Raw genomic sequence first — 25,868 nt, 5'->3', positions numbered from 1 at the left:
CAGAAGATTCGATGACCATCAGTCGCTGGAGAAGGCCTTTTGAAGGGGCTGCTGCCAGAACCCGGGACGGCGCAGCACCTCCACGAAACCCTCGGCCGCATGGCCGCTGCCAAAGGTGGTGTCGGCGGCGAAACGCTGGCCCCAGGTCTTGCGCAGGAAATGGTCGATCACGGCTTCTTCGCTCGCCGCGCACGCGGTGATCGAAGGACCGCTGGCTCGCTTGTTCTGCCGCGTGCCCACGTCCAGGCTCGGCACACCGAGGAAGGGCGCCTCACGCACGCCTGCGCTGCTGTTGCCCACCATGGCCGATGCATGTCGCATGAGTTCGGAGAAGTAGGCAAAGCGCATCGACGGGATCTGACGGAAACGCGCGGGGGGCAGGCGATCGAGCACGGCGAAGATGTCTTCGGTACCGGGGTCGTTGTTCGGCGAGATCACCACGAAGTTCCGGCCGCTCGCTTCCAGCCGTGCGAACAGCGCCTCGGCCTGCGCACCGATGGTGTCTGCCTCGGAGGTGACGGGATGGAAGATGGCGATGCCGTAGTCATCGAACGGAATGGCGTAGCGCTCCTTCACCTGCGCCAGCGTCACGCCCGACGGCTGGGCATGCGTGTCGAGTTCGGGCGAACCGATGTTGTGCACGCGGTCGGCCGGCTCACCCAGTGCCAGCACGCGCTGGCGCGCCTCTTCAGAGCTCACGAAGTGCTGGGAGCACAGTTTGGTGTTGCAGTGGCGGATGCTCTCGTCGATGGTGCCCGACACCTCGCCGCCTTCAATGTGTGCCGAAGGGATGTACTTCATGGCGCACACGATCGAGGCGGCCAGCGCCTCGACACGGTCGCCGTGGATGACCACCAGGTCGGGCCGGTGCTCGTGCACGAAATCGGAGAAACCGAGGATGGTCTTGGACAAGATGAAGTCCTGCGCGTCGCCTTCGCGCTGGTTGACGAACTCGAAGAACTCGGCCTGCGGAAAACGCTTCACCTCCAGGCGCGTCTCGCCGTAGCGCCGCATCATGTGCATGCCGGTGATGAAGAAGCTGATGTCGAAGCCGGCTCGCTGCGCAGCCAGCGCCAGCGGCTCGAGCTTGCCGAAATCGGCGCGCGTGCCGGTGACGAAAAGCAGCTTGCGGCCCATCAGGTGTTCACCAGCGGCTTCACGCCATCCAGGTCGCTCCACAGCAGTTGCTGGTTGCGCTTGACGGCGCGCGTGAGTTTCGCGCCGACGAGCCGGTCGAAATGCTGCACCGAGATCTCGCCCGAACCGGGGCGGCGCGCCCAGATGTCGGCGGCGGTGATCACGTGGCCGGCCGCCAGGTCGCGGTCGGCCACCATGGAGCCGCGCGCGAAGCGGTACACGTCTTCCTCCGGAGCGGTGCGCACCTTGGGGTTGTGCAGCGCGGTGTGGATCTCGCGCGAGCGGTCAATCAGGAACTTGAGTTCGGCTGGGTCCATGGAGCAGGAAATGTCCGGACCCTTGCGGTAGCGCGTGTCGGTGAAGTGGCGCTCCAGGATGCAGGCGCCCAGCGCCACCGCCGAGATCGCCATCTCGGGCCCGATGCTGTGGTCCGAGAACCCGATGACGGCGCGCGGGAAGGCGCTGCGCAGCTCGGTGATGCCTTGCAGGCTCACGATCTCCGGCGGCGAGGGGTAGAGGTTGGTGCACTCCAGCAGCGCGTAATCAACCCCAGCATCGTCGAGCGCTTTCACCGAGGGGCGCATGCCGTCGATGGTCTGCATGCCGGTGCTCATGATGATGGGCTTGCCGAAGCTGGCGATGTGGCGGATCAGCGGCACATGGTTGCATTCGCCCGAACCGATCTTGAAAGCGGCGATGCCGATGTCGTTGAGGAAGTCGGCCGCCGCGCGCGAGAACGGCGTGGAAATGTAGATCATGCCGAGCGACTCGGCGTATGTCTTGAGTGCGATCTCGTCGTCCTTCGACAGCGCGCATTCGGCCATCACGTCCCAGATCGACTTGTCGGCATTGGGCGGGAAGATGGCCTTGGCTTCGTCGGTCATCTCGTCGTCGACGAAATGCGTCTGGTGCTTGACCATCTCGCAGCCGGCTCGGTGCGCGGCGAGCACCATGCCCTTGGCCACGTCGAGGCTGCCGCCGTGGTTGATGCCGATCTCGGCCACCACCAGCGGTGGGTGGGCGGGCGAGATCTCTCGGTGGGCGATCTTCATGGGTGGGTTTCCTTCAGGAGCTGTTCTGTTTCAGGAGCGCCTCGCAGCGCTCGAAGTCTTCCAGCGAATCGATGTCCAGGCTGCGCTCGGCGGGCATCTGCAGCACGCCGATGCGCTCGGAGACGAAGCTGCCGCGCGCCACGAACCAGTCGGCGTCGAGCACATAGATGGCGCCATTGGGCCGCACCACCGCCGGCAGGCTCTGGCGGTTGGCGAAGCAGTGCGCGGGGTCGGACAAAGGCTGGAACCGGTTGCCCCGCAGTGTGCCCCACTTGAGCACGCCCCGGTCGGCCTCGGTGACCGACATCACAAGCTCGAAATAGCCGCCGGCGAACACGCGCAACGCTTCTTCGATGTCAGCCGGGCGACGCAGCGGCGAAGTGGCCTGCAGCAGCACCACGCCGCCGTGCACGTCGGCGGTTTGCAGGGCGTGCTGCAGCACCGGCGCCATGGGCACGTTGTCGCCGGCGAGCTCGACCGGTCGTTCCACCAGCGTCACCTGCGTGGGCAGTTCGGCCCACAGCACCTCAGGCATATCGGTGGTGATCACCACGCGGGCCGCGCCGGCCGCCAGGGCCTGGTCGACCGCATGGCGGTACAGCGGCTTGCCCGCCAGCGGGCGGATGTTCTTGGACGGCAGGCCCTTGGATCCGGCGCGCAGCGGAATGACCGCGGTCCAGGCCGGAGATGGAAGGGACATGGTGGATTTCCTGTGGTGCGGGTGCGCCCGCACGGCGGGATGGCCGGTGCAGGTGCGTAACTATACTGAAAGCCTTTCGCCGGGCTCCCGGCCAGCGCACCCCGCAACCACCGATGGCCCAGCCCGCTTCCCACCGAACATCGTCTCGCCCGTTCCCGCCCGGCTGGCGCCTGTCGGCCATGATCGCGCTGTACGAACTGCTGTGGCACCTGCTGCTGCCGTTCTTCCTTTTGTTCCTGTGGCAGCGCGGCAAGCGAGAGCCGCTGTACCGCCAGCACTGGGGCGAGCGCTTTGGCGCTGTCACCACCACGCTGGAGCGTCCGCTGTGGGTGCACTCGGCCTCCATGGGCGAGATTCGAGGGGCCGCACCGCTGGTGCGGGCCCTGCTCGCGGCCGGCTACCCGGTGCTGGTGACCACGCTCACGCCCGCCGGTCGCACCGCCGCAAACAAGCTCTTCGAGGAAGACATACGCCAGGGCCGGGCGCAAGTGGCCTTCGTGCCGCTGGAGCTGGGCTGGGCGGTGCGCCGCTTCATCCGCCGCGTGCGCCCACGCGCAGCGATGATGACCGAGATCGACACCTGGCCGGTGCTGCTGGCCAGCATCCGCCGCCAGCGCGTGCCGCTGTGCATCGCGAACGCGCAGTACCCGAAGAAGAGCATCGAACGCGACCGGAAATGGGGCGGATTTCGCGCCGGCATCTTCCAGGCCTACGAACTCGTGCTCTGCAAATCCGAAACGCACGCGCAGCGCTTTCGCGCCGTGGGATGCGAGCGCGTGGTGATCGCGGGTGAAACGCGGTTCGACCTGCCAGTCTCTCCCGCGCAGCTCGCTGCAGCCCATGCCCTGCTCACCCCATGGAACCTGGCCACCAGTGTGGCTGGCGGACGACCGGTGCTCTGCTTCGCCAGCGCGATCGTGGGCGAGGACGAGCAATTCATCGACGCCATCGCGCGCGTGCAGGCCGGGCTGGTGCAGGCTGGGCTGCCTCGCCTGCTGGTGGTGTACGTGCCGCGCAGCCCGCAGCGCTTCGACGCGGTGGCCGACATGCTGGAAGGCGCCGGGTTGAAAGTGGCGCGCCGCAGCCGCATGCTGGACGCCGAACTCACGCCCAACACCGACGCGCCCGACATGGCGCAGGTGGACGTGCTGCTCGGCGACTCCCTGGGCGAGATGTACTTCTACCTCGCACTGTCCCAGGTGGTGGTGGTGGGCGCCTCCTTCGTGCCGCTGGGCGCGCACAACGTCATCGAGCCGCTGGCGCTGAAGAAGCCGGTGATGGTGGGCCACAGCATCTGGGGCATCGAGTACCCCGGCGTGGAAGCGCTGGCTGCGGGTGTGTTGCAGCAGCACATGACGATTCAGAGCCTGGGCGATGCGCTGGTGAAGCTGCTCACCTCGCCCACCGACTACGCCGCCGCCATTGCCGGTGCCGAGGCGTTCTACGCCGAGCACGGTGGCGCCACCGAAAGACACATGGCCACGCTGGTGCCCTGGCTGGAGGGTCGGTGAGCGGCACCCCCCTGCCCTGGGTGCTGCGGGCCTACCTGGGCCTGGCGGGCAAGCTCGCGCCGGTGTGGCGCCGCGGGCTGGAACGGCGCCTGAAACGCGGCAAGGAGACACCGCGCAGCGTGCGCCAGAAACTGGGCAGCGAGTACGCCGACCGACCCGAGGGCACGGTGGTCTGGGGCCACGCGGTCGGTGTGGGCGAAGCGATGGCACTGGCCGGTTTGTTCGCGCGCCTGGCGCCGCTGCGGCCGGACTGCAGTTTCCTGCTCACCACCACCGCACGCACCTCGGGCGATGCGCTCAAGCGCACCGGCCTGCCACCACGCTGCCAGCACCAGTTCGCGCCGGTCGACACGCCCGAGGCCGTGGCCCGCTTCCTCGACCACTGGCGCCCATCACTCGCGCTGTGGTGCGAGATGGACCTGTGGCCCGCGCTGATCGCCGGCACCGACGCGCGCGGGGTGCCGCGTGTGCTGGTCAATGCCAGGCTCTCACCCGAATCGCTGGCCAAGCGACGCTGGGGTCGCTGGTTGTACCAGGCCCTTCTGCCGGGATTTCGCGACCTGTTCGCGCAGAACGAGGCCACGGTGGAAGCGCTGGTGAGCCTGGGTGCGCCGCGCGAGCGCATCACGGTCAGCGGCACCATCAAGTCGCTGGTGCCGGCGCTGGGCTGCGATGTGGATGAACTGGCTGCCTGGCGAGAGGCCCTGGGTGCGCGACCAGTGTGGCTGCTGGCGTCCAGCCACCCCGGTGAGGAATCGATGGCGCTGCAGGCCCATGCACGCCTGCGCGAACAACGGCCGGACGCCCTGCTGCTGATCGCGCCGCGTGCACCCGCGCGCGGCGCTGAAGTGGCGGCACTGGCCGACAACGCACCGCTGCGCAGCGCGGGTGCCCAGTTGCCGACCGAAGCACCGGTCTATGTGGCCGACAGCATTGGCGAGATGGGCCTGTGGTACCGGCTGGCACCCATCGCGCTCGTGGGTGGATCGTTCGCCCAGGTCGGTGGGCACAACCCTCACGAGCCGCTGGCGCTGGGCTGCACGGTGCTGCACGGGCCCAACGTGTGGAATTTTTCAGAGAGCTACGAGCGACTCGACAGCCTGGGTCAGAGTCAACAGGTGCAAGACGTTGACGACGTGGTGCGCTCCGTCAACGCCGTCTGGGCCATGCGGCGCGAGCCCGATGCGGCCGCGCTGGTGGATCCACAGGCCGAAGCGGTGATCACGCGCGTGCTTTCTCACTTGCCTGGTTGACGTCAGTGGGCGCTGGCGCCCACCACCGCATCAGGTTTGCCAAGCCTGAGAAGCGTCAACATCGCCGCCTCGATGCGGTGCAGGGCCTCCGGCGTGTGCCCCTCGAAACGCAGCACCAGCACCGGCGTGGTGTTGGACGCGCGCACGAGGCCGAAGCCATCGGGCCAGTCGACCCGAACACCGTCGATGGTGGACACCTTGGCCGGTGCGTCGAACTTCGCCAGCGCCACCAGCTTTTCCACCACCGCATGCGGCTCGCCTTCGGCGCAGGCCACGTTGAGCTCGGGCGTGCTGAAGCTGGTGGGCAAGGCGTTGAGCACGGCGCTGGCGTCAGCGCTACGGCTCAGGATTTCCAGCAAACGTGCTCCCGCATAGGTGCCGTCGTCGAAGCCGTACCAGCGCTCCTTGAAGAAGATGTGGCCGCTCATCTCGCCACCGAGCGGGCTGTTCAGTTCCTTCATGCGCGCCTTGATCAGCGAGTGACCGGTCTTGTAGATGTGGGCCACGCCACCCGCCGCTTCGATGGCCGGGGCCAGGCGCTGCGAGCATTTCACGTCGAACACGATGTCGCCGCCCGGCACGCGCGAGAGCACGTCCTGCGAGAACAGGATCATCTGCCGGTCCGGGTAGATGGTGGCGCCGTCCTTGGTGACGATGCCCAGTCGGTCGCCGTCGCCGTCGAAGGCCAGGCCGAGTTCGGCATCCGTCTCGCGCAGCGTGCGGATCACGTCCTGCAGGTTCTCGGGTTTGCTCGGGTCCGGGTGGTGGTTGGGAAAGTTGCCGTCGACTTCGCTGAACAGCTCGATCACCTCGCAACCCAGCGCGCGAAAGATCGCGGGGGCCGAGGCGCCGGCCACGCCGTTGCCACAGTCCACCACCAGCTTCATCGGCCGGGCGAGCTTCACGTCGCCCACGATGCGCGCCTGGTAGGCAGCCGACACGTTGATCAGGCGCACGCGCCCGCCGTCCTTGCGCTGGTGGGTCTCGCCCTCCATCGTGCGCCGCAGGGCCTGGATGTCTTCGCCGTAGATGGCGCGGCCGCCCAGCACCATCTTGAAACCGTTGTAGTCGCGCGGGTTGTGGCTGCCCGTGACCTGGATGCCGCTGGTGCACAGCGTGCTCGCGGCGAAGTACAGCATGGGCGTGGTGGCCATGCCGATGTCGATCACGTCCACCCCGGCAGCCACCAGGCCCCGGATGAGCGCGGCCGACAGCGACGGCCCGCTCAGGCGGCCATCGCGCCCCACGGCCACGGTGCGCTCGCCCTGCGCCATCGCCTGTGTGCCAAAGGCCAGGCCCAGGGCCTCGGCCACCCCCTCGTTCAGGTCGGTAGGCGTAACGCCGCGAATGTCGTAGGCCTTGAAGATGGACGCCGCAACTTTCATGAAGGATCCCTGTTCAATTGAAAAAAACATTGTAGGAGGGGGTGTATCCGGCTTTGTGAGGCATATGTCCGGAAACGGCCAGTTGAATCGGCCGACCGGGCCTACCATGGCACCCATGGACCCTTCCAACCCCATCGACGACGACGCCTGCTACCGCGCCCTGTGCGCACACGACGCGCGCTTCGACGGTCGTTTCTTCACCGCCGTCACCTCCACCGGCATCTACTGCCGCCCGGTGTGCCGCGTGCGCACGCCGCGGCGCGAGAACTGCCGCTTTTTCGAGCACGCGGCCCAGGCCGAACGTGCCGGCTTCCGGCCCTGCCTGCGCTGCCGGCCCGAGCTGGCGCCGCTGGAACGGCACTGGTCCACCGAAGACGCCTCCACCATCCTGGTGCAGCAGGCCACGCGCTGGCTCGACGACCCCCAGCACTGGACCGACCCGGACGTTTCCACCGCCATGAGCGAGCGGCTGGCGAACCGCCTCGGTGTGAGCGACCGCCACCTGCGGCGCGTGTTCGAGGAGCACCTGGGTGTCTCGCCCTTGCAGTACCTGCAGACGCGCAAGCTGCTCACCGCCAAACAACTGCTGGCCGACACCGACCTGCCCGTGACCCAGGTGGCGCTGGCCAGCGGCTTTGCCAGCGTGCGCCGTTTCAACGCCGCATTTCTAGAACACTACCGGCTCAATCCCACGCAGCTGCGCCGCCAGGCGCCCACCCGGCAAGCGGCCGACACAGGCCAGGGCACCTCGGTGCGCCTGGGCTACCGACCGCCGTACGACGCCCGCGCCCTGCTCGCTTTCCTGCGCCAGCGCCTCATCGCCGGCACCGGGTTCGTGCGCACCGAGGCGGGCTCACCGCCGCAACTGGGACAGACGTGCCGGCTGGCCGTCGCCGGGCAGGTGCACCAGGGCTGGCTGCTGGCGGACTTCGACGAAGCACGTTGCCAGGTGGTGCTGCGCGTGAGCGATTCGCTGCGCGAAGCGCTGCCGCAGGTGATCCACCGCGTGCGCGCCGCGCTCGACCTGGACGCCGACCCCGCCGCCATCAACGCCGTGCTGCACGAGGCCTTTCCCCAGGGCGACGGCCTGCGTGTGCCGGGCGCGATCGACGGCTTCGAACTCGCGGTGCGCGCGGTGCTCGGCCAGCAGATCACGGTGGCCGCCGCGCGCACGCTCTCGCAGCGCCTGGTGGACCGCTTCGGCGACGCCATCGACACCCCGTTCGACGAACTCACGCGCCTCTTTCCCGCGCCCGAGGTGCTGGCGGTGGCGGGTGGCGATGCGCTGGGCCAGCTGGGCATCGTGAGACAGCGCCAGGCCGCCATCGTGGCGTTGGCGCAGGCGGTGGCCGCAGGACGCCTGTCGCTGCATGGCAGCGCCGACGTGTCGGCCACCATCGCTGCGCTCAAGGAACTGCCCGGCATTGGCGACTGGACGGCGCAGTACATCGCCATGCGCGCGCTGCGCTGGCCGGACGCCTTTCCCGCGGGCGACGTGGCCTTGCACAAGGTGATGGGCGTGCAGCAGCACAAGCAGGCGGCGCGTCTGGCCGAGGCCGCCTCGGCGGCCTGGAAACCCTGGCGCAGCTACGCCGTGATCCGCGCCTGGACCGGCGGCGTCGCACCCGCCAACGAACGACAAGGAAGCCCGACATGAAACACGATCCCGACACCGTCTTCACCGAATGGCAGGGGCCACTCGGCCCCATGATCCTGGCCGCCACGCCCAGAGGCCTCAGCGGCGTCTGGTTCGAAGGCCAGCGCCATGGACCGGACACCTCGGCCTGGAAACGCGCGGCCGAGGTGCCCGTGCTGGAGCGAGCCATGACCCAGCTCGCCGCCTATTTCGCCGGCCGACGCAAGGCATTCGACGTGCCGCTGGATCTGAGCGGGGGCACCGACTTCCAGCAGCGCGTGTGGCAGGCGCTGCTGGAGATCGCACCGGGTGGCACCACGAGCTATGGCGCGCTGAGCGAACGCATCGGCAACCCCGCTGCCGTGCGCGCCGTGGGCGCGGCGGTGGGGCGCAATCCCGTAAGCATCGTCGTGCCCTGCCACCGCGTGATCGGAACGAACGGCTCGCTCACCGGCTACGCGGGCGGGCTGGACCGCAAGACCGCCTTGCTGTCCCTCGAAGGTGCGCTTCTGCATTGAGCAGACCCGCGCATCAATTCACGCGCCAAGCATCATCAATCACCGGAGTGTGCCCACGCCGCTTCAACTGCATACTTCCGGCCTATGAATCCTGCACTCGCTTTCGAATTCGTCCTGCTCGGCGCCATCTGGGGCGCCTCCTTCCTGTTCATGCGCCTGGCCGTGGTGGACTTCGGCGCGCTGCCCACCGCCTTCGTGCGCGTGTCGGTGGCCGCCGCCTTCCTGCTGCCCATCCTGTTCTGGAAGGGCCAGGCCCGCATCCTGCTGCAACACTGGAGGGCAATCTTCTTCGTGGGCTTGTTGAACTCGGCCATTCCCTTCGCGTGTTTCTCGTTCGCGCTGCTGGCCATCACCACCGGTCTCTCGGCCATCCTCAACGCCACTGTGCCGCTGTTCGGCGCGCTGGTGGCCTGGCTCTGGCTCAAGGATCGCCCCAACGCTTCGCGCATCCTGGGTCTGGTGATCGGCTTTGCGGGCATCGTGGCACTCACCAGCGGCAAGGCCAGTTTCAAGCCCGACGCCGTCTCCGGCATCGCGCCGGCCTGGGCCGTGCTTGCCTGCCTGCTTGCCACGCTGTGCTACGGCATCGCCGCCAGTTTCACCAAGCGCTATCTGGGCGGCCTGCCGTCCATGGTCACCGCCACCGGCAGCCAACTGGGTGCCGTGTGCGGCCTGGCGTTGCCCGCCCTCTGGCTCTGGCCCGCCAGCATGCCTGGCGCCACCGCCTGGGCCGCCATCGTTGCGCTCGGCGTGCTTTGCACTGGCGTGGCCTACGTCCTCTATTTCCGCCTGATCGAACAGGCCGGGCCGTCGCGCGCACTCACCGTCACCTTCCTGATCCCGGTGTTCGCGTTGGCCTACGGCGCGCTGCTCCTGGGCGAGACCATCACGCCGCTGATGATCGGTTGCGGGGTGGTGATTCTTTGCGGTACGGCGTTGTCGACGGGGCTGGTGCGGTTGGGACGATTCCAGAAAGAGCGCCGGCCAGGGCCAACTCAACAGCCCTGACAAGGCGGCCTCCCATTCGGTAGCATCGGGCAGGTCTTTGACCCTCTCCAGAACCCTGGAGCCCCTTTCGCATCCGAGGAATCCGCATGGCGTCCACCCCATCACCCAGCATCGTCGACATCCGGTCACGCGCATGATCATCCTGCTGGAGTGATTCCACCCGTGGGAGAGTCGCAACGATCGTCCAGGAGCACCGTGCTGCTGCTGGCGATGATGATCGGCACGCTGTTCAACCTGTTCCATCCGCACCCCGGGGCGGTGGCCTTGGTCGGCGTGTCCGCGGCCGCGTTCCTGGTGCGGGAGCGCGCTCGCCTGGCACCCGGCATCCGTCGGATCACGCTGGCCCTGGGTGCGATCACGCTGCTGTTGCTGCCATTCGCAGCGTCGCCCGCACAGAGCCTGGGCAAGGGCATCGCCATCGGTGGCCTCATGGTGTCCCTCATTTCTTCGGTGACGCTGATGGCGCGCGCCGCGCTGGCCGCACCGCAGACCGGTGTGGTGGCGCACCACCTGCTGGCCACCGGCATGCGCAGCCGCTATCTGCTGGTCTCGCTGGCCTGCCAGCTCTTCGGTGGGCTGATGGGTCTGGCCGGCGTGAGCATGCTGATGAACATGGCCTCCAGGGGCGAAGTGCTGGTGGAGGAGGACCGCCTCTCCATGCTGGCCGCCATCATGCGAAGCTTTGCGGCGGCCACCATGTGGAGCCCCATGTTCAGCAACGTCACCATCCTGCTGGCGCTCTATCCGGGCCTCTCGTGGTCCACGGTGGTGCCGCTGTGCCTGGCCATGGCCGCCTCCTCCATCTTGCTCGGTACCCTGCTCGAGATGCGACGCCTGCGCCATCGCACGCTGGCTTCACCGCTGCCCATGCCACGCGCACCGCTCTACCGCGCCTTGCTGCCCATGCTGCTGGCCATGGCGATCTTCCTCGCGGCGGTGATCGCGCTGGCCCATGCCCTGCAGGTGGCGGTAGTCGCGGGCATTGTGCTGCTGATTCCTTTCGCGGTGCTGGTGCTCCATGCGCTGCAGGCCCAGGGACCGACCCGGCTGGCGCAGGCGCGCCAGCGGCTGCGCGAGGACTACCAGAAGCTGCCGGCGCTGGCGGGTGAAGTGGCGCTGTTCATGGCGGCGGGCTGCGGCGGCACGGTCATTGCCGGCGCGATCCCCCAGGCCTGGACCAGTGCCATCGGCGCCGCATTCGCGACATCGCCGTACCTCGCCTGTCTGGCGCTGATCGCCATCGTCATCGGCCTGGCGTTTCTCGCGGTGCATCCGGTGCTCACGGTGGTGCTGGTCGCTACGGCCTTGCCGCCCGCCATGTTGGACCTGCCCGTGACGGTGCACATGGCGGCCATGCTCGTGGCCTGGGGCGTGGCCAGCTATGCCACGCCGTTCTCCATGATCGCGCTCATGGTGCACCGCTATTCCGGCTATTCGGTGACCGCGGTCACCGTGAACCTCAACCGAGGCTTCGCCTTGATCTACCTCGGCCTGGCCATCCTGTGCCTCGGTACCATCGCCACAGTGCTGCGCAGCTCTGGCTGAACTCAAGCCCCCTGAAAGAACCGACCCATTCCATGACCAACGATGCCGAGCGCGACAGCACCATCGTGCTGCTGGCCTGCGCCGCGTTCTTCAGCGGCGCTGCGCTGCGCGTGTGCGATGGCTTGTTGCCACGCCTGGCGCGCGACTTCTCCATCACGCCCGGCGCGGCCAGCCAGGTGGTCATCAGTTTCGCGGTGGCCTATGGCCTGATGCAACTGGTGTTCGGACCGCTGGGCGACCGCTACGGCAAGGCGCGCCTGATGTGCGCTGCGCTCTTCGGTTGCGCGGGGGGTGCCATCGCCTCGGCACTGGCACCGGGTTTCGACGCACTGGTGTGGACACGCATGCTCTGGGGCATGGCGGCGGCCGGGGTGATCCCGCTGGCCATGGCCTGGATCGGCGACAACGTGCCGTATGCGCAGCGCCAGACCACGCTGGCACGGTTCCTCACTGGCACCCTGTCGGGAATGATGGCAGGGCAGCTGGCTGGTGGGCTCTTCGCCGAACTCGCCGCCGGCTGGCGCGGCGCCTTCTTCACGCTCGCGGTGGGATTCACGCTGGTGGCCATCCTCCTGCTGAAGCGTGTGCACCGCATGCCGGTGCCGCCGCCCACCCCCAGCGCGGCACCCAGTCACCTGGGCCGCAGCCTGTGGTCCGTGCTGCAGGAGCCCTGGGCGCGCCGCGTGCTGCTGGCCGTGGGTGCCGAGGGCGCCTTTCTGCTGGGACCCATGGCCTTCCTGCCCTCCTATCTGCATGAGCGCCATGGCCTTTCACTGGTGGTGGCCTCGGGCCTGATCGCGCTGTACGCGGTGGGTGGGCTGGTGTACGCAATGAGCGCGCGGCGCCTGGTGGCCACATGGGGCGAGCAGCGCATGGTGCTTGTGGGTGGCTTGCTGGTGGGCGCCGCGTTTCTGGCACTGTGGCTCTCGCCGTGGTGGCTCGCGGCTGGTCCCACTGCGCTGCTGATGGGTTTTGGCACCTATCTGTTTCACAACACGCTGCAAACACATGCCACACAGATGGCCCCCGCCTCGCGCGGCACCGCCGTGGCGCTGTTCGCCTTCTGCCTCTTCGGCGGCCAGGCCCTGGGCGTCACGCTCGCGGGCTGGTCGGTTGACCACCTGGGCTACACGCCCATGCTGGCAACGGCAGCGGTCGGTTTTTCAGTGGCGGGGTGGGCCTTCGCCAGCGCGCTGGGCCGGCGCACCGAATCCACGCATTGACCAACCCAGGCGATCGCCGTGCACGACTTGCGCGGCACTCCCCGGGTCAGGGTGCACAGGCGGAGAAGAATCCCTCGAAACCGTTTTCGGGTTCGAAGCGATGGCCGCGTGTGAACAGGCGCAACGGCCCAGGCATGGCACGCGCTCGCACGGGGTGCAATTCGTCACCGGGGTAACACATGGCGCGCCCTTCACCATCGCGGAACACATGCGGCTGGATCAACGCCGGCAGACGCCCTCGCGCCTCGCTCAGCACGCTCTCCACGCTGCCGTGCCGCGCCAGGTGGGCCAGGGTCATGATCTGCGGTGGTGCCAGGGCGATCTCGCCCTGCCAATAGCTCTCCAGCGCGGGACGTGGCAGCACCCACCGCGCCTCCGTGGTTTCGCGCTCGTCATGGCGGGCCAGGCCTTCTGGTGCACGCGCCACGAAGAAGCGGGTGTCGAAACGTTTGTTGGGCGAATCAGGGGGCGTGACCCAGCGCGACCACGGTGCGAGCGCACCCACGCGCAGACGCAGGCCCATCTCGGCCAGCAACGTGTTGAACGCCAGGCCGCTGGCCAGGCGCGCCTGCGCCTCTTCGGCGCGCGCGATGGTCAGGTTTTCAGCCAGCAACAGGCCGGATTCTTCGAAGGTCTCCCGCAATGCGGCCACGTACAGGCCCGCGGCGGTGGCGGTATCGATGTCGCTCTCGCCCAGCCGCGCGTGCAGTGCCTGGGCCGATTCATCCAGGTGGTGCGTGTCCTGCAGCTGGGCGTCGGGCGCATCGAGTTTGCCCCCTGGGAACACGAAAGCGCCCGCATGCACCTCGGAGAGCCCATGGCGCTTGAGCATGAGCACTTGGGGGCCTTGTTCGGCGTCGCGCAAGAGAATGAGCGTGGAGGCCGCGCGCGGGGTTCTCGCGGCGGCAACGGCTTCAGGATCGTTGGGTGTCGGATTCATCGGGACGAAGCGAGGCCGCTCTTGTCAACGACTGGCCTGGTCGAGCCGCTTCATGTCGGCCTCGTCCAGCTTCAGTGACGCGGCAGCCACCAGATCCTCGAGTTGATCCAGCGCAGTCGCGCTGGCAATCGGTGCGGTGATGCCCGGCATGCCCAGTTGCCAGGCGATGGCCACCTGGGCGGGCGTGCTGGAATGGCGTGCGGCAACTTCGTCCAGCGCATCGAGAATCGCCAGGCCTCGCGGATTGAGGTATCTGGTCACCGTGCTGCTGCCACGCGCACTCTTGCCCGCGTCCTTGGGCTTGCGGTACTTGCCGCTCAGAAAGCCGGCGGCCAGCGCGTAGAAGGTGAGCACACCCACGCCCCGCGCTTTGCACACGGGCAACAGGTCGGACTCGAAGCCCTGGCGGTCGTACAGGTTGTAGAGGGGTTGCAGCGTTTCGTAGCGCGGCAAGCCGTGGTGCTCGCTCACGTCCAGCGCCTCGCGCAGGCGCGCCCCAGTGAAATTGGATGCACCGATGGCGCGCACCTTGCCTTGCTGGATGAGCGCCTGGTAAGCACCCAGCGTGTCGGCCAGCGGCGTGTCGGGATCGTCGTCGTGCGACTGGTAAAGATCGATGCGATCGGTGCGCAGGCGCTTGAGCGAAGCCTCCACCGCCTGGCGGATGTACTTGGGTCTCAGCCCCTTCTTGCCGGGCCCCATGGGCTTGCCCACCTTGGTCGCGATCACCACCTGGTCGCGCTTGCCGCTGGCCTTGAACCATTTGCCAATGATGGTTTCCGACTCGCCACCCTGGTTGCCAGGAACCCAGCTGGAATAGATGTCCGCCGTATCGATGAGATTGAAACCGGCGTCGACCCAGGCGTCGAGCAGGCGGAACGCACGGCCTTCGTCCACGGTCCAGCCGAACACGTTGCCACCGAAAGCCAGCGGTACGACCTGGATGCCGGAGCCACCGAGTGAGCGGGCAGGAATCATGACAGGCAGCCTAGCTCAGGCCCGTGATGGGCACGCTCGCACCATGAATGTCCTTGGCGGCATCCGAGGCCAGGAAAACGATCACGCCTGCCAGCGACTGGGGCGACACCCAGCGCGAGGGATCGGCCTTGGGCATGTCCTTGCGGTTCTCGGGCGTGTCGATGATGCTGGGCAGAACGCAGTTCACATTGATGCCGCGCTCCCGCAGCTCGGCCGCCATCGACTCGGTCAGGCGCGCCACCGCGCTCTTGGAAGCCGCGTAGACGCCCATGTTCGCACCCCCCTTGCCCGCGGCGCCCGCGCCCACGTTGACGATACGTCCGCCGCCTGCACCCAGCATCGCCGGCACCACCGCACGGGCGGTGTGCAGCACCGAACGCACGTTGAGCCCCATGAGGAAATCCCAGGTGCCGTCGCTGGTCTCGTGCACCGCCTCGCCCATGCGGAAACCACCTGCAAGATTGCACAGCACGTCGATGCGGCCGAACTGCTGGAGTGCCCGCTGCACCGCTGCGTCCACCGCAGAAGCATCCAGCAGGTTGGCGGCCAGGCTGAGCTGCCGATCGGTATCGGGCCCGTAGATCGAGCCCAGCAGGCTCTGCTCGCGATCGAGCAGGACCAGAGCACAACCCCGATCAGAAAAGGCCTGCGCCACAGCGCGCCCCAGATTGCCACAGGCACCAGTGATCAGGACAGTTTGCATTGCATGTTCCATTCCATTGGCATGAGGATGCCAGGCAGGTCGGCCTGTAAAGGCAGCGCTTGAAGACCTAGAATTTTACGGGCAAGACCCTTCCATCCTCACAGGCCAACGGAGACCGCATGGACCTCAGACTCACCGGACAACATGTGCTCATCACGGGCGGCAGCCGCGGCATTGGACTGGCGTGCGCGCTTGAATTTCTGCGCGAAGGTGCTCGCGTCAGCATCGTTAGCCGCAACCCCGAACACCTGCAGACTGCGCAGGCGCAACTGAAAAGGGACACGGGCGCCACCGTGACGATCCACAGTGCCGACCTGAGCGACACGCAAGCCGCACTGACCGTGGTGGACGCGGCCGAGCGCGAAGGTGGCCCCATCGACATCCTGGTGAACTCCGCAGGCGCGGCCAAGCTCACGCCGTTTGCCGAACTGAGCCCCGCCGCATGGCAAGCCGCCATGCAGGCCAAGTTCTTCAGCTACATCAACGTGACGGACCCGCTGATCAAACGCATGGGCGCGCGCGGCCGGGGTGCGGTGGTCAACGTGGTGGGCATGGGCGGCAAGGTCGCCACCATCCACCACCTGGCCGGTGGCTCGGCCAACGCCGCGCTGATGCTCTCCACCGTGGGCCTGGCTGCCGCGTACGCACCCCAGGGCGTGAGGGTGAATGCGGTCAATCCCGCCATCACGCTGACCGAACGCGCCGCTGCCAACATCTCGGCCGACGCACGGCAGCGCAACGTATCGGAAGAAGAAGCCATGCGTCAGGCGCAATCGCGCGCGCCGCTGGGCCGCCTGGCCAATCCGCAGGACATCGCCGACGTGGTGGTGTTCCTCGCCTCGCCACGCGCTGCCTACGTCACTGGCGTGGTGATGTCGCTGGACGGTGCATCGGTGCCGATCGTGGTCTGAATTCCACCCACTGCGAGCTTTGGAGCCAGAAGCTAAACCACCAGATGCGCCTCCAGCGCCTCGCGCCCGAAACTCGCCACCGGTCCCTGCAGCACACAGTCCCCGTGGTCCAGCACCAGCACGTCGTCGGCCACGCCCATCAGGAACGACAGGTTCTGTTCCACCACGATGAAGGTGGCGCGGGCTTCATGGCATCGATGGCGCAGCAGTGTCGCCATGCGTTCGATGTTCTCGGGCTGCACGCCTTCGGTCGGTTCGTCCAGCAGGCTCAGCTCGGCGCACAGGCCCAGGGTGCGGGTGAAGGACAGCAGCTTGCGTTCGCCCCCGCTCAATGAACCAGCGCGCTGCCCCATGCGCTCGGCCAGGCGCGGGAACTGTGCCAGCAGTGGGGCGTAGCGTTCGCCCTGGCGTTCGGGCAGGTGCAGCCACAGGTTCTCCTGCACGCTGAGTTCGGCGAAGACCACCTCTTCCTGCGGCGCATACGCAATCCCCATGGTCAGCCGGCGGTGTGGCCGCACACCACGGAGATCGTGCCCCGCCCATAGCACGGTGCCGCTGGCCAGCGGCAGAAAACCCGCGAGCGCGCGCAGGAGCGTGGTCTTGCCCACGCCGTTGCGACCAAGAATGCCGAGCACGCGCCCCGGGGACACGCGGCCGCTCACACCACGAAGCACCATGGTGTCGCCATACCCGCATACGATGTTCTCGAACACGAAGTCCTTCACTTTCGTCCCCCGGCATATACGGCACGCACGGCAGGGTCGGCCTGGATGGTGGCGAGTGACCCCTGCGCGAGCAGCTGGCCCTGGTGCAGCACGAACACATCGCCACCGATGGCGGCCACCGCGCTGATGTCGTGCTCGATCACGAGCGCGGCTGCACCGAGCGATGCCATGGCGTCGCGAATCACATCGATCATCTGGTGGGTCTCTGCCGGCGACAGGCCGGCACAAGGTTCGTCCAGCAACACCAGGCGCGGCTCGGGCAGCACGGTCATCACCAACTCCAGCGCCTGTCGCTGCCCCTGCGAGAGGCTGCCAGCCGATTCATCCAGCCGCTCTTTCAAGGCAGGAAACCGGTTGAGCAGTTCGGTCTGCAAGGCGCTGTGCCACCCCAGCGGCGCGCGGGCGAGCGACATCGCAGGCCGCAGCCGAGCAGCCCACAGTGCAATGGCCAGGTTCTGCCGCACGGTGAGCGCACCGAACACCGAGGGAATCTGCATCTTGCGGCCGACGCCATGGCGTGCCACGCGCCATGCGGTGGCACCCGAGATGTCGGTGTCGTCGAGCACGATATGGCCAGCGCGCACGGGCAGGCGACCGGTCATCGCGTTGAAGGTTGACGTCTTGCCCGCCCCGTTGGGCCCGATCACGCAGCGGATGCCGGGACCTTGCAGCCTCAGCGTGAGGCCATCGAGGATCTTCACACCGCCCTGCCCGCAGGACACGCCATCGAACGAAAGGCTCAGCTCGCCCGGCACCTTTGCCAGCGGCGGTGCCGGCACCGGCTTCAACATCGCACGGCGGTCACCGCCGAAGAAGCGCGCGCCGATGCCCGCCACCCCATCGGGCAGGAAGCGCACCACGCCGATGAAGAGCAGGCCCACCAGCACCTCCCAGTAGCTGAAGTGTTCGCGCAGCTCGCTCGACGCATAGCCCACCAGCACAGCACCAAGCAGCGCCCCCAGTGGGCTGGCCTTGCCACCCACTGCGGCCCAGATGACGAATTCGGTGGACAGCACAAAGCCCATGGTGAGCGGCGTGACGATGCCCTGGTGCGCCGCGAACAGTGCGCCCGCGCCCGCTGCCAGCAGCGCCGAGAGCGCGTAGGCGTTGGCCTTCATGCGGTCGGTGGCGAAACCGAAGAGCTGCAATCGGTCTTCGTTGAGTGCAATGGCGCTCCAGAGCACGCCCAGTGGCCGGCGAAACAGCAGGCCCAGCAGCGCGGTGCTGGCCACCGCACAGGCAGCCACCAGCCAGTAGAGCGTGCTGTAACGCTCGGTGCCGGGCAGGTCCGGGATGTTGGCCATGCCGTTGAAGCCGCCGGTGAGATCGCTCCATTGCTGCGCGGCCAGGAAGCCGAGCATGGTCATGGCCAGCGTGATAAGCGAGAAGAACGGTCCGCTGCGGTGGCTGCGGGCGAAGATGAGCCGCGCAACCAGGTAGGCCAGTGCGGCTGGCAGCAGCAGCGCCAGTGGCAGCGCGGCGAACCACACGGCCTGCTGCTCGGCCGCCTTGAGCGTGCCACCCGCGAGGTAGGCGCCGAGGCCGAAAAAGAGCGCATGCCCCAACGGCAGGAAGCCCAGCCGGCCCCAGCACAGCGCCACGCCCTGGGTGGCGATGCCATAGATGAGGAACAGCGCAATCTGATATGCGACGAATTCGTTGCTCGCAAACGGCAGCGCCACGAGCGCGGCGGCCAGGGCAAGGGGTGCGGCGAAGGTCTTGGCGAATATCACGGTATCAGTTTCCACCGCGCCGGAGCGCGACCTGCAACGCACGAAACGGTCCAACCGTGGGACACCGCCGATCCGGCTCTGCCGGTCGGCTGGTGTCGTCCCCCTCCAAGCGCCGAAGGCGCGCAAGAGAGGGGGAAGCCGCGAAGCGGCGCAGGGGGTGCTTCATCTCAGCGGCGCCCGAAGAGTCCGTGAGGACGAAGCCACAGGAACAGGATGGAGAGCACAAGCACCACCGCATAGCCGCTGGTCTGGCCCGCGATGCTGCTCATGACGGCTTGCGAACCACCGATCACGCCCACGCCGCCAGCGAAACCACCGAGCGTGCCAAGACCACCCACCACGAGCACGAAGAAGGCATCGAGCAGATAGTCGACACCGATGCCGGGTTCGATGCGCACCAGTGGCGCCAGCAGCACGCCGGAAGCGCCCGCCAGCACCACGCCAATGACGAAGGCCTGCGAGGCCAGACGCTGGGTGTCGATACCCAGCGCCTGTGCCAGCACGGGATTGCCCGTCATGGCGCGCACGCGCAGGCCTGCTGCACTGCGCCGGTACCAGAAGAAAAGCCCCACGAGCAGCAGCACGGCCAGCGCAATGAGTACCAGCCGGTAGGCCGGGTACTCGATACCACCGAACTGCATGGGCACGCCCAACTGGCTCTCCACGTTGCGGTAGCCCTTGCCGTAGATGGCCTCCACCAGCTTTCGCAGCAGCATGGCCAGGCCCCAGGTGGCGAGCAGCATGTCGAACGGGCGCGCGTACAGCGGACGGATCAGCCAGCGCTCCACCACCAGGCCCAGTGCACCGCATACCACCACCGCAAGCGGAAACGCGGTGAACAGCGGCCAGCCCCAGGCCTGCACCGTGACCACCGAGTACGCGCCGATCATCACGAACTCGCCGTGGGCCATGTTCATCACGCCCAGCAGACCGAACACCACCGCCAGGCCCAGCGTGGTGAGCCCGAGGGTGGCGAGTTCGTAGGCGATGTTCAGGCCGTGCAGCAGCCAGCTTCCCTCCATCGCCGCGTCACACCTTGCAGGTCTGGCCCGAACCGATGCGTGGGAAGGTCTTGATCACGCGGAAGCCCTTGTCGTTCACGTCGGCGAGATAGACGTCCTGGTCCACGTGGCGCGCGCGCATGGTCACCGCGCCGCGTGGTCCGTTGTAGCTTGCACCCTGGCTGGCGGCATCCAGTGCCTTGGTATCGAGCGACTTCGCCTTGGTGGCCACCGCGTCGAGCATCAGGAAACCTTCGTAAACCGACTCGGCCAGGCCGTTGAGTGCGGGCGCCTGCGCACCGAAGCGCTTGAAGTACGCATCGGAAAACGCCTTGGCTGCCGGGGTGGTGATGTTGGCGAAGTAGCCCGCGCTGGAGTACAGGTTGCGCGCGCTGGCCACACCGATGCCGGCCAGTGTGTTTTCTTCGATCAGCGTGCCCAGGCGGATGGCCTTGTCGGCCAGGCCGAAGCTGGCGAAGGCCTTGTTGAAGCCGACCGAGGCACCCCCCACCAGAGAAACCAGCACCGCGTCGGCACCGCTCTCGCGGATGCGCGCGAGGCTGGAGTCGAAGTTGTCGGCGGTGAAGGGCAGGTACTCGTCGCCCACCACCTGTGCGCCTGTCTTGGTGATGTAGCCCTTGGCCACGGCGTTGGTGGTGCGGCCCCAGATGTAGTCGTTGCCGATCATGTACCACTTGGTGGGCTTGCGCTCGGCCGCCAGCCAGGGAATGACGGGTTCCAGTTGTTGCTGTGGCGTCTCACCGTTCACATAGGTGCCGGCTGCGCACTCGCCGCCTTCGTACACCGGTGTGTAGAAGTAAGGCACCTGCGCCTTGAACAGGCCCACCAGCGCGCCGCGCACAGCGCTGTCGTGCATGCCGATGAAGGCCTGCGCGCCGGAACCCTTCCACAGCTTGAGCGCGGCCTGCGAGGCCTCGGCCGGTGGCAGACCGGCGTCGCCGAACAGCAGCGAGATCTTGCGGCCCAGAATGCCGCCTTTCGCGTTGAGCGTTTCGGCGGCGAGCTCGGCGCAGGCCTTGGACGAGGGGCCGAACAGGCCGGCCGGCCCGCTCTGCGGCAGCATCACCGCCACCTTCAGGTCGGACTGGGCGAACGCGGGCGCAACGCCCAGCGTGGCGACAGTGGAACTGCCGGCGAGTGCGCCGGTGTACTTCACGAATTGACGACGGTCCATGGAAATGCTCCTGGTTGGGTGGCGAATATCAGACGGGCGACGGTGCGAGGGGGGCGGGTGGCAGCAATGCTTCGATGGCGGCCGCGATGCCGAGCAGGCGGCGGTCGCTACCGGCCGGGCCGTCGAGGGCGATGCCCACGGGCAGACCATCGCTGAGGCCGACGGGCAGCGTCACGCCCGGGATGGCGGCGTTGCTGCCGGGGTCGGTGTTGCGGATGAAGGTGCCGAAGGTCGGGCCGCGCACGCCATTGAGCTCGACGGTTTCGTCTTCACCGATGGGCCGCGCGGTCAGTGCGGTGGTGGGGAAGATCAATGCAGCCACGCAGTGGCTTTCGAACGCATTGGCGTAGATGGCCTGCAGGCGCTGGCGCGCGGCCAGTGCGTCCTGGTAGACAGCTTCGGGCATGGCGCCTTCGCCCAGCAGCCCTGGCACGAGACCGGCCACATCGGGGCTCCGCACACCGGCCACAAGCTGCTCCAGCGTGATGCCGCGTTGCGCGTCCGTCAGGTAGGCGCGCATGTCGCGCACGAATTCGTAGAGGGCCACGGGAAAGCTGGCGGCGGCATTGGCCTCCTGCAGACCCGGCAAGTCCACCTCCACCATCACCACGCCGGCGGTGCGAAGCGCTTCCAGCGTGCGCAGGCCCACCAGCTCCACCCCGGGTTCCAGGTTGTCCCAATAGCCGGCGCCCGGGATACCCAGTCGCAAGCCGCGCAGCGCGGGCACCTTCAACGGCGTGGTGTCGCCGGTCAGCACCTCGTCGAGCAGGGCGCAGTCCAGGATGCTGCGCGCCATCGGACCAGCGGTGTCGCGCGTGGTGGAAATGGGCGCAATACCGGTGCCCGGCACCCGGCCCACCGTGGGACGCAGGCCGGCCAGGCCGCACAGTGCCGAAGGCACGCGCACAGACCCACCGGTGTCGGTGCCGATGGCAGCGGGCACCATGCCGGCGGCCACCACCACACCCGAGCCCCCACTGCTGCCACCCGGGATGCGCGCGGGGTTCCAGGGGTTGTGTGCCGCACCGGTCACCGCGTTGTTGGTCGTGATGCCGAAAGCGAGCTCGTGCATGTTGGCCTTGCCCGTGATCAATGCACCGGCCGCGCGCAGGCGGCGCACCAGTTCGGCGTCCTGCACCGGGTGCAGGCCATGCAGGGCGCCGGTGCCGGCACCGCAGGGCCAGCCGACCGCGTCAATGTTGTCCTTGAGCGCGATCGGAATGCCCAGCAGCGGCAGGTCTTCCCCGGCCGCAATGCGCGCGTCTGCCTGGCGCGCCTGATCGCGCAGGGCCTCGGCGTCGAAAGCCACGTAGCCATTCAGGGCTGCCCCTGCCTCAGTGCGGGCGATCAGCGCCTCGGCCAGCGCCAGGCTGGTGAGCTTTCGAGCCTGAAGCAGGCGCCGCAAGGCCACCACGCCCTGCCCGATGGGATCTGTTTCCGACATGTGTGCTACTCCAGTGCTTGGACTTGACTGGTAAGCAGCGTAGGAGCCGCAAGGCGCTTGCGCACCTATCAGGATTGTTAGGGGTACCCCTGCGGGGCGGGAGGGGTGGGGAAAGACCCGATGCGGTTCGAGCACGTTTATTGCTTCACTCTGGGCATGCACCTGTCCACTTCCCAGACGCGCGCGCTGCGCGACGTGATGCGCCTGATGGCCGACGCCACCGACGCCGACGCCCTGCGCGAACAACTCGCCCTGCCCATGCTGGACCTCATGGGTGCAGACACCTACGTCTCGTTCGTGTGGAACGGCACCCAGCAGCGCTTCGAGCGGGTGAAGTCGATCAACATATCCCAGGAGAACCTGCGCGCCTGGGACGAACACTACCGGTTCGTCGACCCCCTTACTTTTCCCATGATGGAGCGCCGCCGCCCCACGGTGGCCACGCAGATCCTGCGCCAGCCCGAGCTGATGCGCACCGAATTCTTCAACGACTTCCTGCAGCGAGACCGCATGTACTGGGGCGTGAACGTCTACGCCTACGCAGGCGATGAATGCGTGGGTGACCTGCGCATCTGGCGCCAGCACCACCGGGGCAACTTCGACAGCAACGAGATCGAGGTGCTGCGCATGGTGGAGCCAGCCCTGGCCGCGGCCCTGGCGCGACTGCGCTGGCAATCGCATCTGGCGCCCCCGCCCGCCGAAGACGAACGCGCCGAAGAACTGCTGCAACGCCACGCCCGCCTGAGCCAGCGCGAAGCCGAAGTGGCCTGGCTGGTCGCCTGCGGCTGCCCCGACAAGCTCATCGCCCAACGCCTTTCGGTCGGTCACTCCACGGTGCGCTTCCACCTGGCCAACGCGTTCAGGAAATTCCAGACCGACAACCGGGCCCAGCTGGCGGCGCGGGTGCAATCGGTGCTGGATGCGCACCGGCGCGAAAGCGGCGCTGCGCTTCACCTCCCGAAGCCTCACTGAGCGCCCCGTCGGTCGATCTGTAGATTCGCGGCGATGAGCCTCGACGACCTTCATCGCAAGTACCAGCTCACGCTCGTCCTGAACGCAGCAGGCAGCTTCACCCCGCTGGGGGTGTCGCGATCGTCCAATCACGTGGCACAAAGTGCCGCACTGGCCATGGGCTCATTCTTCATCATGGAAGAGCTCCAACAGCGTGCCTCGCAAAGGCTCGCATCCTGGGCAGGGTGCCAGGCGGGCGCGGTGACCCACTGCGCAGCGGCCGCCATCACCCAAGCGGTGGCAGCCTGCATCGCGGGCACCGATCAGGCGGCCGTGGAAGCACTGCCTGACCCAGGGGAGCGCAAACACCTCGTGGTGATTCCCCAGGGCCACTGCGTGAACTACGGCCACCCCATCGAGACGGACATTCGCATGGCCGGCGGCCGTGCGTTGCAGGCTGGCGACCGGATTTCACTTTCCCTGAGCGAACTCGAGCGCTGCCTGGATGAACCCGGCGTGTGCTGCTTGTTGCTGGTGTGTTCACGGCTGACTTCGTTTCACGATCTCGACCTGGCCGCTGCGGTCTCGGCCGCGCATGCCCGAGGCATCCCCACCGTCATCGACGGCGCTGCGCAGGACCTGCGCGTGAGAGCCCTGCTCGCCACCGGAGCCGACGCAGTCCTTGTGAGCGCCCACAAGCACCTGGCCTCTCCCACAGCCGGGCTCGTCCTGGGCACGCAGGCCTTCGTTGAAGCCTTCAGGGCGCAGGAACGGGGCATAGGCCGCGCGATGAAAGCCAGCAAGGAAGCCATCGTGGGCGTGCTGGCTGCCCTTGAAGAGCGCGACAGGCTGGATGGCACGGCGTGGAAGCTCCTGCAACAGCGCAAGGTGGATCTGCTGCTGGACCTTTTGCAGCCATGCCAGGGTGTTCAGTCGCAGGCGGAGAACGACCCGGTCGGCATGCCGTTCCAGCGCGTCCGGCTCACCATCGCAGGCGGCGCGGGTGCGGCCAGGGAAATCGTGCGCCGCCTGAAGGCAGGCCGACCCAGCATCTGGGTCATGGAACACGGGCTTGCCGAGGGCATCCTGCGACTCGAACTCGTCGGGCTGCACGAATCTGAAGTGCGCCACCTGGCCCACGAGCTGACAGCCGCTCTCGATGAGCCAAGTCAGCACTGAAATGAAAAAGCCGCTGCAAGCAGGACTTGCAACGGCTTCTCGCTTTTCTGGCGGAGTGGACGGGGCGCTCCTAAAAACCACCTCTTCATAGAGGGGAACAGCCTGAAAACCGCCGTATCGTTACACGGTGTGATTCACGGTTGTTGAAAGCAGCCAGTATAGCTATAGGCCTACTGCACAGCTTCTAGTGGCGCCGATCCAGGCAACCCACCAGGGCGGAAACATCGATCTCCAGCGCATAGGCCAACTTGGCGATGTTGTGTAAGGACAGGTTGCGCTCGCCCCTTTCCACAGAACTGACGTAATTCGTGTGCAGGTCGGCCCGCTCGGCCAAGCGCTCTTGCGTCAGCCCCTGCTCCTCACGATAGGCCCGTAGCGCCGCACCAAAGGCCACTTGGGCCTTTTCTTTGGTGGGTGCTTTGGGAGGGGCCTTGACCATGCCCCGAGTCTTCCGTGACCCACACTATCAGTACACACACTATGAGTTTGATTTGTGGCAGACTGCGGCCCGGAGAGGCGAGCAGAGTGCAACGCTCTGGCAGCCACAGTCAAAACTGCTTTTGAGGAGAAAACTTTGCGCAAGCTTTCAGTGCTTCTATTGCCCGTACTCGTGGCCTGCACGACAACGACCGGCGTAGTGCCAATTGGACAAGACACCTACATGGTCGGCGGTAGCGGTAAGAGTCCAGGTGGCTACTCGGGGGCAGAGGTGAAGGCTGCTGCGTTCCGCGAGGCTACGCAGTTCTGCGCGACTCAAGGGAAAAAAATGCAGGTCGTAAACACCAATGAGCGCGACATGAGCTTTGGGGTGAATGCGACAGCAGAGGTCCAATTCATGTGCCTCGCCGAGGGTGACCATGAGTTGGGCCGCCCGAAGCTGCAACGGTCAGCAGATCAGGTTATCCAGGTCGTCCCATCGGCTCAGCCTCCACAAGCGGCGCGTGGGCAATCGACGGACACGTATGCAGAGCTTCTCAAGCTTGAGGATTTGCGAAAGCGCGGCATCCTGAACGACGCGGAGTTCGAAGCGCAAAAGAAGAAGCTTCTCACCACAAACTAGGGTCTGTTAACACAACCGCAGACCATCAGCGACGAGCACGAAGCTGATGAAGCCTAGGAACATGAGGTCGAGTTTCTCGA

Annotated in this window: 24 protein-coding genes; 11 read left to right on the top strand and 13 right to left on the bottom strand. The window is 67.1% G+C overall.

The window, feature by feature from the left end; all coding sequences use genetic code 11:
- Positions 1 to 18 precede the first annotated feature (18 nt).
- The 3 genes from neuC to ACTIF6_RS15235 are packed head-to-tail and all read right to left on the bottom strand — an operon-like array spanning position 19 to position 2,889.
- A complete protein-coding gene (gene neuC / locus ACTIF6_RS15245) occupies positions 19 to 1,137 on the bottom strand; it encodes a UDP-N-acetylglucosamine 2-epimerase (RefSeq protein ID WP_439588773.1) in 1,119 nt (372 codons plus the stop codon).
- Entirely contained in the window at positions 1,137 to 2,189 is a 1,053-nt protein-coding gene (locus tag ACTIF6_RS15240) for an N-acetylneuraminate synthase family protein (protein WP_439588772.1), read from the bottom strand. Before ACTIF6_RS15240 ends, neuC begins: the two co-directional genes overlap by 1 nt.
- A 13-nt stretch (positions 2,190 to 2,202) precedes the next feature.
- Positions 2,203 to 2,889 (bottom strand): acylneuraminate cytidylyltransferase family protein, encoded by a 687-nt coding sequence (locus tag ACTIF6_RS15235; RefSeq protein ID WP_439588771.1) that lies wholly within the window; start codon positions 2,887 to 2,889, stop codon positions 2,203 to 2,205.
- 113 nt (positions 2,890 to 3,002) lie between these two features.
- On the opposite strand from ACTIF6_RS15235, the gene ACTIF6_RS15230 reads away from it, so the two are divergent.
- Together ACTIF6_RS15230 and ACTIF6_RS15225 are read left to right on the top strand one after the other, a co-directional pair.
- Positions 3,003 to 4,400, top strand: coding sequence for a 3-deoxy-D-manno-octulosonic acid transferase (locus ACTIF6_RS15230; RefSeq protein ID WP_439588770.1), 1,398 nt, complete (start codon positions 3,003 to 3,005; stop codon positions 4,398 to 4,400).
- Positions 4,397 to 5,653, top strand: a complete 1,257-nt coding sequence (locus ACTIF6_RS15225; RefSeq protein ID WP_439588769.1) for a 3-deoxy-D-manno-octulosonic acid transferase — start codon at positions 4,397 to 4,399, stop codon at positions 5,651 to 5,653. The genes ACTIF6_RS15230 and ACTIF6_RS15225 overlap by 4 nt, the downstream gene beginning before the upstream one ends.
- Positions 5,654 to 5,655: 2 nt before the next feature.
- Here the strand turns inward: ACTIF6_RS15225 and ACTIF6_RS15220 are convergent, their stop codons facing one another.
- Positions 5,656 to 7,038 (bottom strand): phosphomannomutase/phosphoglucomutase, encoded by a 1,383-nt coding sequence (locus tag ACTIF6_RS15220; protein WP_439588768.1) that lies wholly within the window; start codon positions 7,036 to 7,038, stop codon positions 5,656 to 5,658.
- A 115-nt stretch (positions 7,039 to 7,153) separates the two neighbouring features.
- Between ACTIF6_RS15220 and ACTIF6_RS15215 the strand changes: the two genes are divergently transcribed.
- The 5 genes from ACTIF6_RS15215 to ACTIF6_RS15195 all read left to right on the top strand — a co-directional run bounded on the left by ACTIF6_RS15215 (position 7,154) and on the right by ACTIF6_RS15195 (position 12,968).
- Entirely contained in the window at positions 7,154 to 8,695 is a 1,542-nt protein-coding gene (locus ACTIF6_RS15215) for a DNA-3-methyladenine glycosylase 2 family protein (protein ID WP_439588767.1), read from the top strand.
- Positions 8,692 to 9,192, top strand: a complete 501-nt coding sequence (locus ACTIF6_RS15210; protein ID WP_439588766.1) for a methylated-DNA--[protein]-cysteine S-methyltransferase — start codon at positions 8,692 to 8,694, stop codon at positions 9,190 to 9,192. The genes ACTIF6_RS15215 and ACTIF6_RS15210 overlap by 4 nt, the downstream gene beginning before the upstream one ends.
- Positions 9,193 to 9,276: 84 nt before the next feature.
- Positions 9,277 to 10,200 (top strand): DMT family transporter, encoded by a 924-nt coding sequence (locus tag ACTIF6_RS15205; protein WP_439588765.1) that lies wholly within the window; start codon positions 9,277 to 9,279, stop codon positions 10,198 to 10,200.
- A 162-nt stretch (positions 10,201 to 10,362) separates the two neighbouring features.
- A complete protein-coding gene (locus ACTIF6_RS15200) occupies positions 10,363 to 11,745 on the top strand; it encodes a hypothetical protein (RefSeq protein ID WP_439588764.1) in 1,383 nt (460 codons plus the stop codon).
- 32 nt (positions 11,746 to 11,777) lie between these two features.
- On the top strand, positions 11,778 to 12,968 hold the full coding sequence (locus ACTIF6_RS15195) for an MFS transporter (protein WP_439588763.1): 1,191 nt from the start codon (positions 11,778 to 11,780) through the stop codon (positions 12,966 to 12,968).
- A 46-nt stretch (positions 12,969 to 13,014) separates the two neighbouring features.
- Here ACTIF6_RS15195 and ACTIF6_RS15190 read toward each other — a convergent pair whose 3' ends face one another.
- From ACTIF6_RS15190 to ACTIF6_RS15180, 3 genes are read right to left on the bottom strand one after another with little or no spacing between them, the layout of a single operon-like run.
- A complete protein-coding gene (locus tag ACTIF6_RS15190; protein WP_439588762.1) occupies positions 13,015 to 13,908 on the bottom strand; it encodes an NUDIX hydrolase in 894 nt (297 codons plus the stop codon).
- Positions 13,909 to 13,932: 24 nt separating this feature from the next.
- Positions 13,933 to 14,886, bottom strand: a complete 954-nt coding sequence (locus ACTIF6_RS15185) for an aldo/keto reductase (protein WP_439588761.1) — start codon at positions 14,884 to 14,886, stop codon at positions 13,933 to 13,935.
- 10 nt (positions 14,887 to 14,896) lie between these two features.
- Positions 14,897 to 15,589, bottom strand: coding sequence for an SDR family NAD(P)-dependent oxidoreductase (locus tag ACTIF6_RS15180; RefSeq protein ID WP_439588760.1), 693 nt, complete (start codon positions 15,587 to 15,589; stop codon positions 14,897 to 14,899).
- A 119-nt stretch (positions 15,590 to 15,708) separates the two neighbouring features.
- Here ACTIF6_RS15180 and ACTIF6_RS15175 point away from each other — a divergent pair, with 119 nt between their 5' ends.
- On the top strand, positions 15,709 to 16,500 hold the full coding sequence (locus ACTIF6_RS15175; protein ID WP_439588759.1) for an SDR family NAD(P)-dependent oxidoreductase: 792 nt from the start codon (positions 15,709 to 15,711) through the stop codon (positions 16,498 to 16,500).
- Positions 16,501 to 16,532: 32 nt separating this feature from the next.
- Here the strand turns inward: ACTIF6_RS15175 and ACTIF6_RS15170 are convergent, their stop codons facing one another.
- From ACTIF6_RS15170 to iaaH, 5 genes are all read right to left on the bottom strand, one after another.
- On the bottom strand, positions 16,533 to 17,213 hold the full coding sequence (locus ACTIF6_RS15170; protein ID WP_439588758.1) for an ABC transporter ATP-binding protein: 681 nt from the start codon (positions 17,211 to 17,213) through the stop codon (positions 16,533 to 16,535).
- An 8-nt stretch (positions 17,214 to 17,221) separates the two neighbouring features.
- A complete protein-coding gene (locus ACTIF6_RS15165; protein ID WP_439588757.1) occupies positions 17,222 to 18,958 on the bottom strand; it encodes a branched-chain amino acid ABC transporter ATP-binding protein/permease in 1,737 nt (578 codons plus the stop codon).
- 167 nt (positions 18,959 to 19,125) lie between these two features.
- The gene (locus ACTIF6_RS15160; RefSeq protein ID WP_439588756.1) at positions 19,126 to 19,980 is read right to left on the bottom strand and encodes a branched-chain amino acid ABC transporter permease; all 855 of its coding nucleotides are present in this window, start codon (positions 19,978 to 19,980) and stop codon (positions 19,126 to 19,128) included.
- A 7-nt stretch (positions 19,981 to 19,987) separates the two neighbouring features.
- Positions 19,988 to 21,154, bottom strand: a complete 1,167-nt coding sequence (locus ACTIF6_RS15155) for a substrate-binding domain-containing protein (RefSeq protein ID WP_439588755.1) — start codon at positions 21,152 to 21,154, stop codon at positions 19,988 to 19,990.
- Positions 21,155 to 21,182: 28 nt separating this feature from the next.
- Complete coding sequence (gene iaaH, locus ACTIF6_RS15150; RefSeq protein ID WP_439588754.1) at positions 21,183 to 22,598, bottom strand: indoleacetamide hydrolase; 1,416 nt, start codon at positions 22,596 to 22,598, stop codon at positions 21,183 to 21,185.
- Positions 22,599 to 22,718: 120 nt separating this feature from the next.
- Here iaaH and ACTIF6_RS15145 point away from each other — a divergent pair, with 120 nt between their 5' ends.
- Positions 22,719 to 23,570: a helix-turn-helix transcriptional regulator gene (locus ACTIF6_RS15145; protein ID WP_439588753.1), complete on the top strand. Its 852-nt coding sequence runs from the start codon at positions 22,719 to 22,721 to the stop codon at positions 23,568 to 23,570.
- A 33-nt stretch (positions 23,571 to 23,603) separates the two neighbouring features.
- The gene (locus ACTIF6_RS15140; RefSeq protein ID WP_439588752.1) at positions 23,604 to 24,728 is read left to right on the top strand and encodes a hypothetical protein; all 1,125 of its coding nucleotides are present in this window, start codon (positions 23,604 to 23,606) and stop codon (positions 24,726 to 24,728) included.
- A 184-nt stretch (positions 24,729 to 24,912) separates the two neighbouring features.
- On the opposite strand, the gene ACTIF6_RS15135 is transcribed toward ACTIF6_RS15140, so the two are convergent.
- Complete coding sequence (locus ACTIF6_RS15135; protein ID WP_439588751.1) at positions 24,913 to 25,167, bottom strand: helix-turn-helix domain-containing protein; 255 nt, start codon at positions 25,165 to 25,167, stop codon at positions 24,913 to 24,915.
- A gap of 135 nt (positions 25,168 to 25,302) precedes the next feature.
- On the opposite strand from ACTIF6_RS15135, the gene ACTIF6_RS15130 reads away from it, so the two are divergent.
- A complete protein-coding gene (locus ACTIF6_RS15130; RefSeq protein ID WP_439588750.1) occupies positions 25,303 to 25,788 on the top strand; it encodes an SHOCT domain-containing protein in 486 nt (161 codons plus the stop codon).
- Positions 25,789 to 25,868: the final 80 nt, after the last annotated feature.

This window comes from Hydrogenophaga sp. (assembly GCF_051860785.1).
Classification (GTDB): domain Bacteria; phylum Pseudomonadota; class Gammaproteobacteria; order Burkholderiales; family Burkholderiaceae_C; genus Hydrogenophaga.
This window is presented reverse-complemented; position numbering and strand designations above follow the sequence as displayed.

What these genes read in the sequence shown, in the direction of transcription:
- ACTIF6_RS15240 (WP_439588772.1), bottom strand. Translation starts at nt 2,189, where the DNA reads ATGAAGATCGCCCACCGAGAGATCTCGCCCGCCCACCCACCGCTGGTG.
- ACTIF6_RS15180 (WP_439588760.1), bottom strand. Translation starts at nt 15,589, where the DNA reads ATGCAAACTGTCCTGATCACTGGTGCCTGTGGCAATCTGGGGCGCGCT.
- ACTIF6_RS15185 (WP_439588761.1), bottom strand. Translation starts at nt 14,886, where the DNA reads ATGATTCCTGCCCGCTCACTCGGTGGCTCCGGCATCCAGGTCGTACCG.
- ACTIF6_RS15235 (WP_439588771.1), bottom strand. Translation starts at nt 2,889, where the DNA reads ATGTCCCTTCCATCTCCGGCCTGGACCGCGGTCATTCCGCTGCGCGCC.
- ACTIF6_RS15210 (WP_439588766.1), top strand. Translation starts at nt 8,692, where the DNA reads ATGAAACACGATCCCGACACCGTCTTCACCGAATGGCAGGGGCCACTC.
- ACTIF6_RS15205 (WP_439588765.1), top strand. Translation starts at nt 9,277, where the DNA reads ATGAATCCTGCACTCGCTTTCGAATTCGTCCTGCTCGGCGCCATCTGG.
- ACTIF6_RS15155 (WP_439588755.1), bottom strand. Translation starts at nt 21,154, where the DNA reads ATGGACCGTCGTCAATTCGTGAAGTACACCGGCGCACTCGCCGGCAGT.
- ACTIF6_RS15160 (WP_439588756.1), bottom strand. Translation starts at nt 19,980, where the DNA reads ATGGAGGGAAGCTGGCTGCTGCACGGCCTGAACATCGCCTACGAACTC.
- iaaH (WP_439588754.1), bottom strand. Translation starts at nt 22,598, where the DNA reads ATGTCGGAAACAGATCCCATCGGGCAGGGCGTGGTGGCCTTGCGGCGC.
- ACTIF6_RS15215 (WP_439588767.1), top strand. Translation starts at nt 7,154, where the DNA reads ATGGACCCTTCCAACCCCATCGACGACGACGCCTGCTACCGCGCCCTG.
- neuC (WP_439588773.1), bottom strand. Translation starts at nt 1,137, where the DNA reads ATGGGCCGCAAGCTGCTTTTCGTCACCGGCACGCGCGCCGATTTCGGC.
- ACTIF6_RS15145 (WP_439588753.1), top strand. Translation starts at nt 22,719, where the DNA reads ATGCGGTTCGAGCACGTTTATTGCTTCACTCTGGGCATGCACCTGTCC.
- ACTIF6_RS15175 (WP_439588759.1), top strand. Translation starts at nt 15,709, where the DNA reads ATGGACCTCAGACTCACCGGACAACATGTGCTCATCACGGGCGGCAGC.
- ACTIF6_RS15220 (WP_439588768.1), bottom strand. Translation starts at nt 7,038, where the DNA reads ATGAAAGTTGCGGCGTCCATCTTCAAGGCCTACGACATTCGCGGCGTT.
- ACTIF6_RS15230 (WP_439588770.1), top strand. Translation starts at nt 3,003, where the DNA reads ATGGCCCAGCCCGCTTCCCACCGAACATCGTCTCGCCCGTTCCCGCCC.
- ACTIF6_RS15190 (WP_439588762.1), bottom strand. Translation starts at nt 13,908, where the DNA reads ATGAATCCGACACCCAACGATCCTGAAGCCGTTGCCGCCGCGAGAACC.
- ACTIF6_RS15135 (WP_439588751.1), bottom strand. Translation starts at nt 25,167, where the DNA reads ATGGTCAAGGCCCCTCCCAAAGCACCCACCAAAGAAAAGGCCCAAGTG.
- ACTIF6_RS15195 (WP_439588763.1), top strand. Translation starts at nt 11,778, where the DNA reads ATGACCAACGATGCCGAGCGCGACAGCACCATCGTGCTGCTGGCCTGC.
- ACTIF6_RS15140 (WP_439588752.1), top strand. Translation starts at nt 23,604, where the DNA reads ATGAGCCTCGACGACCTTCATCGCAAGTACCAGCTCACGCTCGTCCTG.